General features: G+C 70.4%; 11 protein-coding genes and 1 tRNA gene. 6 read left to right on the forward strand and 6 right to left on the reverse strand.

Going from position 1 to position 14,477, the window contains the following annotated elements; all coding sequences use genetic code 11:
- Nucleotides 1-9: 9 nt before the first annotated feature.
- Complete coding sequence (locus FN821_RS05760; protein ID WP_131171766.1) at nucleotides 10-1,569, reverse strand: ABC transporter substrate-binding protein; 1,560 nt, start codon at nucleotides 1,567-1,569, stop codon at nucleotides 10-12.
- Between the two features lie 136 nt (nucleotides 1,570-1,705).
- Here FN821_RS05760 and FN821_RS05765 point away from each other — a divergent pair.
- The 4 genes from FN821_RS05765 (at nucleotide 1,706) to FN821_RS05780 (ending at nucleotide 5,317) form a co-directional block, all read left to right on the forward strand.
- Nucleotides 1,706-1,779, forward strand: a tRNA-Met gene (locus FN821_RS05765).
- A 216-nt stretch (nucleotides 1,780-1,995) separates the two neighbouring features.
- Nucleotides 1,996-2,625 carry a hypothetical protein gene (locus tag FN821_RS05770; protein WP_131171767.1) on the forward strand — a complete coding sequence of 210 codons (630 nt, stop codon included), beginning with the start codon at nucleotides 1,996-1,998 and terminating at the stop codon, nucleotides 2,623-2,625.
- 50 nt (nucleotides 2,626-2,675) lie between these two features.
- On the forward strand, nucleotides 2,676-3,965 hold the full coding sequence (locus tag FN821_RS05775; protein WP_131171768.1) for a M16 family metallopeptidase: 1,290 nt from the start codon (nucleotides 2,676-2,678) through the stop codon (nucleotides 3,963-3,965).
- A complete protein-coding gene (locus FN821_RS05780) occupies nucleotides 3,965-5,317 on the forward strand; it encodes a M16 family metallopeptidase (protein ID WP_131171769.1) in 1,353 nt (450 codons plus the stop codon). Before FN821_RS05775 ends, FN821_RS05780 begins: the two co-directional genes overlap by 1 nt.
- 12 nt (nucleotides 5,318-5,329) lie before the next feature.
- On the opposite strand, the gene FN821_RS05785 is transcribed toward FN821_RS05780, so the two are convergent.
- The 3 genes from FN821_RS05785 to FN821_RS05795 are packed head-to-tail and all read right to left on the reverse strand — an operon-like array spanning nucleotide 5,330 to nucleotide 9,806.
- On the reverse strand, nucleotides 5,330-8,209 hold the full coding sequence (locus FN821_RS05785) for a UPF0182 family membrane protein (RefSeq protein ID WP_131171770.1): 2,880 nt from the start codon (nucleotides 8,207-8,209) through the stop codon (nucleotides 5,330-5,332).
- Complete coding sequence (locus tag FN821_RS05790) at nucleotides 8,206-8,745, reverse strand: PPA1309 family protein (protein ID WP_131171771.1); 540 nt, start codon at nucleotides 8,743-8,745, stop codon at nucleotides 8,206-8,208. The genes FN821_RS05785 and FN821_RS05790 overlap by 4 nt, the downstream gene beginning before the upstream one ends.
- Nucleotides 8,742-9,806, reverse strand: a complete 1,065-nt coding sequence (locus FN821_RS05795; RefSeq protein WP_131171772.1) for a S16 family serine protease — start codon at nucleotides 9,804-9,806, stop codon at nucleotides 8,742-8,744. The genes FN821_RS05790 and FN821_RS05795 overlap by 4 nt, the downstream gene beginning before the upstream one ends.
- Nucleotides 9,807-9,916: 110 nt before the next feature.
- On the opposite strand from FN821_RS05795, the gene FN821_RS05800 reads away from it, so the two are divergent.
- On the forward strand, nucleotides 9,917-11,299 hold the full coding sequence (locus FN821_RS05800) for a zinc-dependent metalloprotease (protein ID WP_165489273.1): 1,383 nt from the start codon (nucleotides 9,917-9,919) through the stop codon (nucleotides 11,297-11,299).
- Here the strand turns inward: FN821_RS05800 and FN821_RS05805 are convergent.
- Entirely contained in the window at nucleotides 11,296-11,820 is a 525-nt protein-coding gene (locus tag FN821_RS05805) for a M48 metallopeptidase family protein (RefSeq protein ID WP_241660129.1), read from the reverse strand. The two genes, FN821_RS05800 and FN821_RS05805, sit on opposite strands and share 4 nt — an antisense overlap.
- Nucleotides 11,821-12,095: 275 nt before the next feature.
- On the opposite strand from FN821_RS05805, the gene FN821_RS14215 reads away from it, so the two are divergent.
- Nucleotides 12,096-12,257 (forward strand): DUF5679 domain-containing protein, encoded by a 162-nt coding sequence (locus tag FN821_RS14215; protein WP_165489274.1) that lies wholly within the window; start codon nucleotides 12,096-12,098, stop codon nucleotides 12,255-12,257.
- 107 nt (nucleotides 12,258-12,364) lie between these two features.
- Here the strand turns inward: FN821_RS14215 and FN821_RS05810 are convergent, their stop codons facing one another.
- On the reverse strand, nucleotides 12,365-14,437 hold the full coding sequence (locus FN821_RS05810; protein ID WP_180319740.1) for an ATP-dependent DNA helicase UvrD2: 2,073 nt from the start codon (nucleotides 14,435-14,437) through the stop codon (nucleotides 12,365-12,367).
- Between the last annotated feature and the right edge of the window lie 40 nt (nucleotides 14,438-14,477).

Consider the following 14,477-nt stretch of genomic DNA (forward strand, 5'->3'; position numbering starts at 1 on the left):
ACCCAGAGGCTAGCGGGTGGCGATGGTCGTGACGTCGAAGGAGTCCGTGGTCGCGTTCTTCGACAGCCCGGTGACGGTCGCCTTGGTCACCACCAGGTTCGGCATCATGTAGAGCCACACGGACGCCGCGTCGTCGGCCAGGATCTTCGCAGCCTTCTTCATCTCGGGGGCGTAGGCGTCGGCGGCGGCGCTGTCGGCGGCCTGGTACTGCGCGGTGAAGGCCGGGTTGTTGTAGCGCCAGTAGTACTCGGGGTTCGTGTAGGTCACGAGATCGCGCGCCTCGGCGTGTCCGACGATCGTCAGGTCGTAGTCGGCCTTGATGTAGACGGCGTCCACCCAGGCGGCCGGGAACTGCTGCTCCTGGATCGTCGTGTTGATGCCCACAGCCTTGAGATCGGCAGCCACCTGCTGGGCGGCCGCCGTCGCGTACGGCAGCGCGGCGGGCTTGAAGCGCAGGGTGAGGTTCGTCGCGCCGGCCTCGGTCAGCAGCTGCTTCGCCTTGGCCGGGTCATAGGCGTTGATGCCCGAGAGGTCCTCATAGTAGGGATCGGTGGGCACGACCATCGAGCCGATGACCGTGCCGTGGCCGGCCTCGGTGTTGGTGATCAGCTTCTTCTTGTCGATGGCCATCGCGATGGCCTGGCGCACCTTGAGGTCCTTCAACGCGGGGCTGGAGTTGTTCAGCCCCAGCGTCACCTCCATGTTGGTGGCCCCCTCGAGCAGCGTGTACTTGGCTGTGTCGGCGAACTGGCTCAAGGCGTCCGGGGCCTGCTCGTTGCTGATGATGTCGATGGTGCCGGCCATCATCGCGGCGTTCATGGCGTTCGGGTCCGGGAAGTACTTGAAGACCACGGAGTCGAAGCGGCCCGGGTTGGCCCAGTAGTTGGGGTTGCGCTTCAGCGCGATGCTGTCGCCGCGCGTCCACTTGTCCAGCATGTAGGGCCCGGAGCCCGCGGACTCAGTGCCCAGCTTGTCGAAGGAAGCCGGGTCGGCGATCATTCCCGCGGTGTCGGCCATGGAGTACAGCCAGGTGTTCGACGGACGCGACAGCGTCACCTCGAGCGTCGACGAGTCGACGGCCTTCTCGCCGGTGACCACGGCCATGGCTGCGGAATACTTGGCGCCGACGGTCTTGGAGGTGCGGATGCGCTCGATGTTCTTCGCAACAGCGTCAGCCGTCACCGGCTCGCCGGAGGCGAACTTGGAGGCCGGGTTCAGGTAGAAGGTGTAGACCGTGCGGTCGGTGCTCACGCTCCAGCGCTGCGCCAACAGCGGCTGTAGGGCACCGTCCCCGTCGATCTTCACGAGCGTCTCGTAGACGTTGTACAGCTGCACCTGTGCGGGGGCGACAGCGGGTCCGGCCGTCATGTCGAGGGTGGACGGCTCGGCGGTAGCGGCGACGGTGAGGGTCTTGGCGGCCGGGGCGTGGACGGTCGGGGTGCCGGCTGACGAGCCCGTCGACGACGAGCTGGCGGGGCTGCACGCGCTGATGGCCGCGAGGGTCAACGCGGTGAGGGCGACGGCCAGGCGTCGGGGGAAGAAGCGAGCGTGCGGCGTCCGGGTGACCATGGACCCTCCTGGTAGACCTGCGGCGAATGCGCCACACAATCGTACCGGACAGTTGAAAAGGAACCGATCTGGGCCGGGGCTGCGGATGGCGTCGATTTGGCTCTGCCACGACGGCCCCGTACGATAGGCGTACCGACGCGGGGTGGAGCAGCTCGGTAGCTCGCTGGGCTCATAACCCAGAGGTCATAGGTTCAAATCCTATCCCCGCTACGAACTCAAGAGGGACGCCGGACGGCGTCCCTCTTGCTGTTGAGGGCGCGTGTCACCCTCCAAGGGACGTGTTCACTTAACAGTGGCTCCCTATCCTGGAGCGGCAGTTCGCCCAACCGAGAGCGGGGTCGCGTGAGGGAAAGTCCCAGACGGACGCCCTGGAGCACCAGGGCTCGCCTCGGCGTGCTCTGTGCGATCGCGGGAGGCGCCATCGCCGTGTCCCAGCCCACCCCGTCGGTCGGCCTGCCCACCGCACTCCCCTCGGTCGCGTCCGACCAAGCCACCGCTGCCGCCGCCAAGGCTGCCGACAAGGCCGCCGACCGAGCCTCGGCGTCCCCGTCGCCGTCGGTCACGCCCGCGACGACCTCCTCCACGCCACCCGGCAAGGGGCTGGGCCAGTCAAATAGGCCCACGGCCCCCGGCAAGCCCAGCTCGTCGAGCACGTCCCCGGCGGGTTCGTCCGCCCCGGCGCCGAGCACCGCACAGACTGCGAGCTCAACGAGCGAGTCGGTGGGCCCCGCGGCGAGCAACCTCACACCGCAGGCCGCCCCCAGCGGCGACCACACCGCCCCGGTCCCAGCCCCGGCAACCTCGACGACTGCTGTCGGCCAGGCGACCAGCGCCACCCGCAGCTCCGGTGCGTCCACGGCCACGCCGAGCGCTACGACCGACGGCGCAGGCGGCACCGCCAGCTCCAGCGCACGGGTCGCGTCCAAGCCCCGGGCGGCCGAGGTGCTCAGCTCGCCGCTGACCCCGATCGTCGGCGGCGGCATCGTCTTTGGTGGCCTGATGCTGGCACTCGTGCCACCCACCACGCCCGGCCTTCGGCGTCGCCGCAAGCGGTAGCCGACAAGACACCGCCGACGGTCGGCGTCCGGGTGTGCTTCCATAGCGCAGTGACCAACCTCGAGCTGGGGTATCCCCTCATTGAACGCACGCTGCCCAACGGGCTGCGCGTCATCGTCAGCCCCGATCACGCGGTGCCGGTGGTCGCGGTGAACCTCTGGTACGACGTGGGCTCCCGGGACGAGGTCGACGGTGAGAGCGGCTTCGCCCACCTGTTCGAGCACCTGATGTTCCAGGGGTCGGCGAACGTCGCGTCCGGGGACCATCTCGGGGCGATGCAGGCGGCGGGGGCGTCCGTGAACGCCACGACGTTCTTCGACCGGACGAACTACTTCGAGGCCGTGCCGACGGGCGCGCTGGATCTCGCCCTGTGGCTCGAGGCCGACCGGATGGCGACCCTGCCGGCCGCCCTCAGCCAGGAGAATCTGGACAACCAGCGCGAGGTCGTCAAAGAAGAGAAGCGGCAGCGCTACGACAACGTGCCCTACGGCGACGTCTTCGAGCACGCCCTGGCGCTGACGTTCCCACCGGGTCATCCGTACGCCCACACGGTCATCGGCTCGATGGCCGACCTGGACGCCGCCACGACCGAGACGGCGACCCGCTTCTTCCGCAGCTTCTACCAGCCGGGCAACTGCGTCCTCACGCTGGTCGGGGACGTCGAGCCCGAGGACACCTTCGCCCGCGTCGAGCACTATTTCGGCGGCATTCCCGCCGCGGTGCGTCCGAGCCGCGAGGAGTCCGTAGCGCTGCCTCCGCTGGTCGGCGTGCCCCGGCGCACGGTGACGCAGCCCGTGCCAGAGGGCGCGGTCTACCTGACCTGGCGGCTCCCGGCCCGCGGCACCAGGGCCTTCGACGCCTGCGACATCGCGCTCGACATCCTGGGTGGGGGCCAGACGTCGCGCCTCTACCGCCGCTTGGTGCACTCCGAGCAGCTGTCGTCGGGGGCCGGCGCGGCCGCGCTCGGGCTCATCGGGGGTACCTCGTTCGCCTACGCCTATGCGCGGGCACTGGAGGGGACGCCGCTCCCCCAGCTGGAATCCGCCGTCGTCTCCGAGGTCGAGCGGTTCCTCGCCGAAGGCCCCACGGACGAAGAACTCGGCCGCTCCCGCGTCCAGTTCGAACGCGAATGGCTGAGCCAACTCGCTCGGGTCGAGTCCCGCGCGGATCTGTTCAGCTGCTACGCGACGCTGCACGGCTCCCCCGACCTGGTGAACAGCCGGGTGGCTGAGTTCTGCTCGATCACCGCCGAGGAGGTGCGCGACGCGGCACGTGCCTGGCTGGCACCGGACGCGCGCGCCGTCCTCACCTACGAACGCGCCACGGAAGGCGAACTCTGATGACAGCCGACACACTCAGCCTGCGTCCCCGCCCGGAGCTCGGCGCGCCCGGTCCCTGGTCCTTCCCGGACGCCGACGTCTTCACCCTCGACACCGGCCTGACCGTCCGCGCGTACCACCTGCCGGGCCAGCACGTCATCTCCGTGGGGCTCGCCCTCGACCTGCCGCTCACGGCCGAGCCGGCCGACAAGGAGGGCGTCGCGGCGCTCACTGCGGCCTGCCTCGATCAGGGCACCCGGACCCACCCCGGAACCTCGTTCGCCGACGCCGTCGAGAACTGCGGCGCCGTCCTGGAGGCCACCGTCACCTACGCGGGCACCCAGGCCTACCTCGATGTCCCGGCCACCCACCTCGGCACGGCCCTCACGCTGCTCGTCGAGGCCGTCCGCGAGCCAGAATTGTCGGACGCCGACGTCGACCGTGAGCGCTCCCTCGCCTTGGCGGACCTCGAGCAACGGCTCGCCAACGGCTCGTCGCGAGCCGACCGCGAGGCCCGGATCGCGCTGATCGACCCCGCCTGCCGCGCCTCCCGGCGCAAGGGCGGCGAGCAGGAGGCCCTGACCACGATCACCGGGGAAGACGTTCGTCGCTTCCACCAGACCGGCTACGGGCCGACGCGTGCCACCGTCGTCGTGGCCGGCGACCTGCCCGCCGACGTCCGTCAGTTGGTCACCGCGGCGTTCGGCACCTGGACGAACCCGGCGCAGCGCCTCGTCGCCGGTGAGTCAGTGCGTGGCCGCGAGCGCGTCGCGGTTCTCGTGCATCGGCCCGGCGCGGTCCAGGCCGACGTGCGCATCGGACGCTTCACCATCGACCGGACGGATCCGCGCTGGGCCGACTATCAGCTGGCGGTCCACGTGCTCGGCGGCGCATTCCTGAGCCGCCTCAACGTGGTGCTGCGGGAGGAGAAGGGCTACACGTACGGCGTCCACCTCACCAACGCCCCCCTGCGTGCGGGCGGTTACACCGTCTTGTCCGGATCGTTCCGGAATGAGGTTGTCGCGGACGCCGTGGCCCTGGCCGGCCCGCTGCTGGCCGTTGACGCCAAGCCGCTCACCGCGGACGAGCTGGACCGCTCGCGGCGCTACCTGATGGGGGTCCAGCCGCTGCAGTACGCGACGGCGTCCGGGGTCTGCAACGGCGTCCTCACGCTGCTGTCTGCCGGGCTGGAGCACACGTTCGTCGACGACCTGCGGCGACGCTGGACGGCCGTGACGCCCGAGTCCGCGACCGAGGCGGCCGCGGAGCTGCTGCCGGCCGACGATCTCACCGTCGTGGTGGTCGGCGATGCCGACGCCCTCGAACCCGACCTCAGGGCCGCCGGCTTCGACGTTCAGGTCGTCGGGCGCTAGCGCGCGAGGCGATCAGCGGCCCATCGCCTGCAGCGCCTTCGCGATCTGCGCTTTGGCCTCGTTGACCTTGGCCTGGTAGGTCGCGAGGTCGCCGTTCTTGAGCGCCGCGTCCGCCGCCGTCATGGCCTCGGACGCCGCGTCCAGGGCCGCGTTGGCGGCAGCCTGGTCCACCTGACCCGTGGGCGTCGTCGGCGTGGTCGGCGTCGTCGGAGCGGTCGGCCCGGTCGGGGTCGTCGGGGTGCCGGCCGGCAGTTCGCCGGTGCTGGCGCCCGCGTCCCCGGCGAAGACCTGATCCAGGGCCTCCTGCAGCGTCGTGCCGATGCCCACGTGCTGGCCGAACCGGGCGGCGATGTAGGTCAGGACCGGGTACGAGCTCGTCGTGCCCGCCCGGACCGCGAAGATCGGCTGCACGTAGAGCAGGCCACCGCCCACCGGCAGGGTGAGCAGGTTGCCGTACTTCCCCTCGGACGACCCCTGCGTGTAGTTGCGCATGATCTGCGCGACCCGGGGGTCGGTGGTGATTTGGTTGAACGTCTGGCCGGGACCGTCGATCTGATAGCTGCCCGACATGCGCAGCACGCGCAGCTTGCCGTAGTCGGGGCTGGCGGCGTCCGCGTTGACCGCGAGGTACGCGGCCAGGTTCTGGCGTCCCTTCGGGACGAACACGCCGGTCAGGCTGAAGGCGGCTTGCGACTCCTTGGGCCAACGGATGGTCAGGTAGTACGCGGGCTCCTTGGCGTTGGAGTTGCCGGGCGTGGGATCGCTGGGCACCTCCCAGAGATCGGACTGTTGGTACCAGCTGCCCGGATCCGTCATGTGGTAGCGCGCGAGCAGCTGTCGCTGGACCTTGAACAGGTCGGACGGGTAGCGAAGGTGCGCCAGCAGGTCCGGCGACACGGCACTCTTCGGCTTCACCACGTCCGGGAACGCGCCCGAGTAGGCCTTCAGGATCGGGTCGGTGTCGTCCCAGGCGTACATGTTGACGGTGCCGTCATAGGCGTCCACCACGGCCTTGACGGCGTTGCGCATGTAGTTGACGCGCTCGTCCAGGGTCGTGGAGCCGCGGGTCTGGGAGTCCGACGTGGCCTCGGCCAGCGAGACGCTCTGCGCGTTCGGGTAGCTGGACGACGTGGTGTAGCAGTCGACGATCCAGACGAGTCGTCCGTCCACGATGGCCGGGTACGTGGTCTTGTCGGGCGTCAGCCAGGGCGCCACCAGCTGGACGCGCTGCTGCGGCGTCCGGTCGTAGAGGATCTTGGACGCCGCATTGATGCGGTCGCTGAGGAGCAGGTTCACGTCCGAGAACCGCAGGGCGTACATCGCCCGCAGCGGAAGCGTCCCGATGCCGACCCCACCTGAGCCGTCGTAGGTGTTGTAGCTCTCGCCGCCGGTCGTGCCGCCACCCGGCGTGTCGAGTTCGAGGGGTGCCTGGCCCTCGAGGCGTCCGACGATGGCGAACTGCGTCGTCTCTTCGCCGAAGTAGATGCGCGACTGGGTCTGCTTGATGTCGCCGACGGGCGGGATGTCGCGGGTGATCCAGACCGGCTCGCCGTTCGTCTGGCGGCGGTTGCCGTACGCCGACACGAAGCCGTAGCCGTGCGTGTAGACGGTGTGGATGTTGTTCCAGTTCTTGTCCGGGATGCCGGACTGCAGCAGCTCGCGGGCGGCGACGACGGCGTCCGTGGGCTTGCCGTCGATCGTGTACCGGTCGACCGCCAAGGTGTTGGGGAACGAGTAGTAGCCGCGGACCTGCTGCAGCTGCTCGAAGGTGGCCGAGACGAGGCCCGGATCCATCAGGCGGATGCTCGGCAGCGTCGCCGCGTCCTCCTTCAGCTGACCGGGCGTGACGTTGACGACCGCCGGGTAGTCCTCGATGGAGACGTTGTCGATGCCGAAGGCCTGGCGGGTCGCCTGGACGTGCTTGCCGATGTAGTCGCGCTCCTTGTCGGGCTCGTTCGGCTTCACGGTGAACGCCTGGACGATGGTCGGGTAGATCAGCGACAGGATCAGCCCCGAGGCGACCATCAGGACCACGCCCACGATGGGGACCATCACCCGGTTGACGAAGGCGTTGACCAGGAACAGCGCGGCCACGATGAAGGCGATCACAGCGACGACCAGCTTGGCGGTCATGCGGGCGTGATCGTCGGTGTACTTGAGCCCGTCGAAGAGGACGCCCGGGGTGACCATCAGCCCGTAGCGGTCCAGCAGGTTCTCGATGCCGTAGACGGCCACGACCAGGGCGGCCAGCACGGACAGATGACGCGCGACGGGGCCGGGGGCGGCGCCCCGGACGCGGGGGCGTCCGGACGCCAGGTTGCCGACCGCGAAGTGCACCGCGACGGCCGCGATCAGGGCGAGGACGAGGGCGCTCAGCACCATCGAGGCCGTCAACCGCCAGACCGGGTACTCCAGCATGAAGAACGTGGTGTCCAGGCCGAACTTGGAGTCCTTGATGCCCGACGGCACCCGGTGCAGCCAGGCCAGCACGGGCAGGACCTGCGACGAGGCCGACAGCCCCGCCAGCCCGCCGATGAGCACCGAGGGCACGGCGATGACCAGCAGCAGGTTGTGCTCCAGCAGGTCGCGGTAGCGATCGAGGATCGCGCTCGCCCCACGGCGGCGCGCCTGCGGGCGCAGCCGGTAGGCGATGTACATGTTGGCGGCCAACAGCCCACCGATCAGGGCGAACCCGATGCCGAACAGGGCCAGTTCGCCGAGAAGCTGCGTCGAGAAGACCTCGACGAAGCCGACCGAGTCGAACCAGAGCTTGTCGGTAAAGATGCGGGAGCCGATCCCGGCGATGACGGTGAGGCCGACCAAGATGGCCAGCGTCGCGATCAGCGGATTTCGTCGTCGGGGCGAGAGGCGGATGGGTCCGGGAGTGCTCATGATGGGTCCAGAGTACGCAGAAGTGCGCCGGCCAGGCCCGGGACGAGCTCGGTGCCGCTCAGCAGCGCGTCCGGCTCGGACCTGAGTCGGGCGAGCCCGTGCTGGGCGCCCCCGCGATCGACCGCGACGACGACGCGGACGTCATGGCGTTGCGGATGAGCGTTGACGAACTCGGCGGCGGCGTCCGGATCGGCCGGGATGTCCGCCTCGACGGACGCCGGGACGAGCGTCCGCTCGACGGACAGCGCGCAGCCCGTCACGCCGTCCGGCCAGGCGATCCGCTCCAGGTCGGCCACCAGATCGCCGCCCGCGTGGAACTCGTCCTGTTCGATGGCCGTGAGGTGGCCGTCCGGGTGGGCCTGCTCCCCCAGGGCAGCGCCGAGCGATGGCTCGGCTGCCAGCAGCGCCGCCGTGGGGACGAGGGCGAACAGCCGGGCCGGTTGATCCCAGCCGGACGCCGCGACGTGCTTCTCGATCTCGCCGCAGACGGCGATCACGGCGGAGGCGTCCGGCGCTGGCTTGGCTTGCTCGGTCATGGGCATCCCTTCACAGTTTTCGCCTTCTCCGTGTCTGAGAGCGCCCCGAGGGCATCGACGGCCTCGGCCAGCGTCGCGACCGGCACCAGCCGCACCGTGGGTCGTTGACCGGCCAGTTCGGCGCAGTTCGCGGCCGGCAGCAAGAAGACGGACGCCCCGGCGCGTTCGGCGCTGACCACCTTCTCGCGGATCGCGGCCACGCGACTCACCGCGCCGTTGGCGTCGATCGACCCGCTCCCGGCGACGATGCGCTCCTTCAGGAGGGCGTCCGGGGTCACCTTGTCGTAGATCGCGAGGGCGAGCATGAGCCCGGACCCGCTCCCGACCACGGACGGGTCCAGCTTGAACGTCACCTCGGGGGCGTACCGGAACCCCTGGACGAAGCTGACGCCCGCGACGGGCTGGTCGGCGCTGGTCTTGGACGACTGGGTCGTCACCAGCACGTCTTGGGGGACGCCGTCCCGCACGATCGAGAACATGATCTGGTCCCCCACCTTGCCGGACGCGATCGCGGTGCTCGCCTCGGCCGCCGTCTGCACGGCCGTCGCCGTCGGGGTCGTCGTGTAGCGGATCGCGATGACCGCGTCGCGGACGAGCAGCTTGCCCGCCGAGGGTCCGGCCGCGTTGACGGCGGCGACGACCGGTACGGGGTCGACCTTGATCCCGGCCGACCGCAAGGCGGCCGCCGCGGCGTCCTCTTGCGCGGACGTCAGCTCCGTCGCCTGCTCGGCCGCCAGCGTCGACTCGTCGACGCCCGCCGGGAAAACGGCAGAGCGCGGCTGCACCTCACGCTGCTCGGCCCAGTAGGAGTACAGCGCTTCCAACAACGACACGTTGGCGCTGAGCCGCGTCTGCGAGACGGTGGTGACGAGGAGGCGTCCGGTGGTCGGGTAGTTGGTGGCGTTCGTCACCGTCACCGGAACCGTGTCGCCGGTGGCGAGCAGGTCGCTGGTGGGGCCGGCCGACCAGATCACGAACGGGACGGGCACCACCGCGGCCACCAGGACGCAGGCCGCGAAACAGATCCCAGCGACCAGCGCGGTCCAGGTCTGTTTGGTCATGGGGCCCTTTCGAGGGATTCGCGCCGTGCGGCACGCTGTGCAGATCGTAGCCCGGCCATCGATTGGGACGGTGCGCGACAATGGAGACTCCAACCGTCGAAGGAGAACCCATGGCGTCCGATCGAGACCCGTTCGATCCCGACCGCTCAGGCGACCAGGACAACCCGCTCGCCCAGTTCATGGCGCAGTTCGGCATCACTCCCGGGGCGGACGGCAACTTCGACATGGACGGCTTGATGGGCAAGCTGCAGCAGGCCATGACGCAGTTCACCTCGCAGATGGCGTCCTTCGGTGGCGGAGCGGGGGCCGACGGCCTCAACTGGACGTTCACCCGCGATGTCGCACGCAAGGTGACGGCCGCCCAGGGCACCGACCCCTCGCCGTCGGCGTCCGAGGTGGCCGCCGTCCGGGACGCCGTGGGCCTGGCCGACCTGTGGCTCGATCAGCAGACCGCCTTCGGCCGGATCGCCACCCCGGCGGCGGCCTGGAGCCGCGCCGAGTGGGTCGAGCAGACGTTCGACGTCTGGCGCTCCCTCACCTCCCCCGTGGCGTCGTCGTTCTCGGCGGCCATCACCGGCCTGCTGACCAAGCAGAGCGAGGAGCTGGGCGGGCTCCAGCCGATGCTCGAGCCGCTGATGCGCGCGGCGTCCTCCGGGATGCTGTCGGCCCAGCTGGGCCAGGCGCTGGGCCTGCTGTCGACCGACGTCGTGAGCGCGTGCGACATCTCGTTCCCCCTGACCAAGAAGCCGATCGTCGCCCTGCTGCCCGACAACGTCGCCAAGTTCGGCGACGGCCTCGAGCAGTCGGACGCCGATGTGCGGCTCTACCTGGCCCTGCGCGAGACCGCCCGCCAGCGCCTGTTCGCGTCCGTGGGCTGGCTGGGACCGCAGCTGCTCGCCCTCGTCGAGCACTACGCGCGCGGCATCTCGATCGACGCCCACGCGATCGAGGAGGCGTTGGAGTCGCAGATGTCCGGGCAGATGACCGCCGAAGATCTGGAGTCGCTGGGCTCGACCCTGTCCAGCAAGCTCTTCGAGCCGGTGCAGACCGCCGAGCAGACGGAGATCCTGGGGCGCCTGGAGAACCTCGTGGCGCTCGTCGAGGGCTGGGTCGACGACGTGGTGTCCGTGACGACCGCGGGGCTGATGCCGGGTGCCAGCGCGCTGCTCGAGAGCGTCCGTCGGCGCCGAGCGAGCGGGGGTCCGGCCGAGGCCGCGCTCAAGGCGCTGCTCAACCTGGAGCTGCGGCCCCGGCGCGTCCGCGATGCGGCGAATCTGTGGGCCGCCCTGCGCACCGCACAGGGCTACGAGGCGCGCGACGCCGCCTGGGCGCATCCCGACTTGATTCCCACGGCTGCCGACCTGGACGACCCGCTCGGCTACGTCGAGCGTGGACGCCCCGCGGTCGCGCCGACCGATGGGGTCGACGACCTGGACGCCCAACTGGCCCGTCTGCTCGACGAAGAGGGCCGCAAGGGACCGGACGGGGCCTAGGCGTCCGGACGCCGCCAGGCGAACTGGACGCCGTCGAGGAAGGCCTTGGCGCGCTCGGTGTGCGGATAGCGGGCCACGAGGGCATGGAAGCGGGCCGAGTGGTCCCTTTCGATGAGGTGGACCGCCTCGTGCACCAAGACGTAGTCGACGACCCAGCCGGGCATGTCGCGCAGGCGATGGCTCAGCCGGATCTCGCCGGTTGAGGGCGTGCAGGAGCCCCACCGAGAGTTCTGGTTGGTCACCCAGCGGGCCCCGACGGACGGCATCGGTCCGCCGACCGGCGCAAGGTAGCGGCGGTAGAGCTCGCCCAGGCGCTCGGTGAGTTCGGCGTCCCCGCGGGGGGCGGACCGCTTGACCTCCTTGGCCAGGAACCGCGCCACCAATGGCGGGACGAGCTCGCGCCGCTGCCGCGCCGACAGGGTGGCCGGCACGACGACCACCAACTGACCGCCCTCTCGGAACGCCGTCAACGTGCGTCGCCGACGGGCGGACTCGCGGATCTGATAGCTCGGCTCTTGCACAGCCCCACCATAAATGAGCCCTCCGACAAGTCCGCGGGCGACGCGTCCAGGCCCGGACGGCCCCGTTTGACCGGCTCCGGCAACGGCGGTACTTTCATCCAACAAGACCTCCGGTTCGACGCTCCGCATGCAGGGGAAGGCAAGCGGGCTGCGACGCAGCCGGGGGTCTTGCCTTTTGCCGCTTACGGGGAATTCCCTGAGCGTGCTCTACAGTGTGACCGAAGGCGTCCGACTCGAACTGTGTCGTGCGCGTCCCTACCTACAGGAGGACAAACGTGGCCGCAGAGACCTACAAGGGTTCGTTCTACTGCGTGAAGTGCAAGGATCACCGGGATGCCGAGGGTCAGGTGTCCGTCAACGAGAAGGGCACCCGCATCGCGAAGGCCAAGTGCCCCACGTGCAGCACCAACCTCACCCGCTTCCTGCCGAAGGCCTGAGCGGCGAGAGCTCGAATCTTTGAAGTGCCGGACGGTCATCCGTCCGGCACTTCACTGTTGTCAGGACCTTGGCGTCCCCGTTGTCACGCGGTGCGGCTTGGTAGCAATCAGGCTTGAGCCTTGCTGGCCGCGACCAGGAGCGGCAGCAGTTCGGCCCCGTAGCGGTCGAGCTTGACCCTTCCCACCCCGCCCACCTTCAGCAGCGCCGCCTCGTCGGTCGGAACGTCCTCGGCGATCGCCATGAGCGTCGCGTCGGTGAACACCACGAACGCAGGGACGCCCGCGGCGTCCGCCTGCGCCTTCCGCCAGACCTTGAGCGCCTCGAACAGTCCCTCGTCGTAGGACGCCGGGCAGTCCATGTGCCGATGCAGCTTGCGCTCGCGTCCGGAGGTCAGCCCCCGCCCGCAGGACCGGCACGTCTCCGACAGCGCGGAGCGGGGGCCCTGGCGCGTTCGTCGGGACGCCGGGGCGGCCGCCGCCTTCGGCACGGCCACGATCCCGTCGAGGAACCGGCTGGGGGCACGCCGCTGCCCTCCCCCGTTGCGGGTCGTCGCCCACGAGATCCGCAGGTGCGTCCGGGCCCTGGTGACGCCGACGTAGAACAGGCGGCGCTCCTCGGCCACCTGCTCGGCGGTGGTGGCCAGCGCGAACGGCAGGCTGCCCTCGCACACGCCCGTGACGGCGACGGCGTCCCATTCGAGGCCCTTGGCTGCGTGCAGGGTCGACAGCGTGACGCCCTGGCCGGCTGGCGCGTGCTGGCTCGTCCGGCGGGCCTCGAGTTCGTCGTTGAGGTCGGCGAGGGAGGCGTCCGGATGGGCCGCGCAGAAGTCGTCCGCCAGGGACGCCAGCGCCGACCACGACTCCCAGCGTTCCCGGACCACACCTTGGCCGTCGGGCGGGTCGGGCGTCCAGCCGAGGCCGGCCAGGACGGCCCGGAACTGCGCGGAAGCAGCATCGTCCGACTGGGTGGTGCGGACGGCCACCGCCAGGGCGTGCAGGGCGCTCTTGACCTCGCCGCGCTCGAAGAAGCCCTCGCTGCCCCGCGTCGCGTAGGGAATGCCGGCGTCGCTCAACGCCGCCTCCAGCGGCACCGACATCGCATGGATGCGGTAGAGCACGGCCATCTCGCCGTAGGGCACCCCCTGATCGGCCAGCGCCTTCAGCCAAGCCACCAGCGACCGGGCATCGTCCGGCTCGCTGGCGGCCTGAGCGAACGTCGGCACGGGGCCGGCGGGACGCACGGGTCGCAACTCGACGCCCGGGCCGTGACCTCGCATCACGGCGTTGGCCAGCGAGATGATTTCGGGGGTGCTGCGGTAGTCGCGGACGAGTTCGATGACCTGGGCACTGGGGTGGCGGAGCGCGAAGCTCGTCAGGAAGGACGCCTGCGCGCCGGCGAAGCTGTGGATCGTCTGCGCCGGGTCGCCTACCACGCAGAGGTCGTCGCGGTCGCCGCGCCACAGGTCCAGCAGGGCCTGCTGCAGGGGGCTGACGTCCTGGTACTCGTCCACGACGAACGTGCGGTACTGGCGGCGCACCTCGTGCGCGACCTCGGGGAACGACGACAACAGTGCGGCGGTGCACAGCAGGATGTCGTCGAAGTCGACGACGCCCCTGGCCGACTTGATCTGCTCGTAGCGGGCCAGGACGCGGGCCACCTCGTCGGGCGTGCGTCCGGCAACGGCCCGCTGCCGGGTGGGCGCCACCTCGGGGTAGTCGGCGGGCGCGACGTTCGACACTTTCGCCCACGAGACCTCGCCCGCGAGGTCGCGCAGCAGGGCGGTCTCGGCGGGAAAGCGCTCTCGGCGGGCAGCCTCCGCGACCAGCGCGATGATGCTGTCGGCGACCGGCGGCAGCGGCGTCCCGTAGGCCTGGGGCCAGAAGTACTGGGCCTGTCGCAGGGCGGCCGAGTGAAAGGTCCGGGCCTGGACGGCGTGTGCGCCGAGCCTGCGGAGGCGTCCGCGCAACTCGCCCGCCGCGCGCGTGGTGAACGTGAGCGCGAGCACCGCGCGCGGGTCGTACGAGCCGACGGCGACGCCGTAGGCGATGCGGTGGGTCATGGCCCTGGTCTTGCCGGTTCCCGCCCCCGCCAGCACGCAGACCGGCCCCTCCAGGGCGGTCGCTGCGGCCCGCTGTTCAGGGTCCAGCGCCTCGAGGATGGCGTCAGGGTGGAGTGGCACGGCGCCCACTGTAGGGGCGGCGTCCGACGGAAGGTGCCGG

It is taken from the genome of Propioniciclava tarda, assembly GCF_900182665.1.
GTDB classification, from domain to species: domain Bacteria; phylum Actinomycetota; class Actinomycetes; order Propionibacteriales; family Propionibacteriaceae; genus Propioniciclava; species Propioniciclava tarda.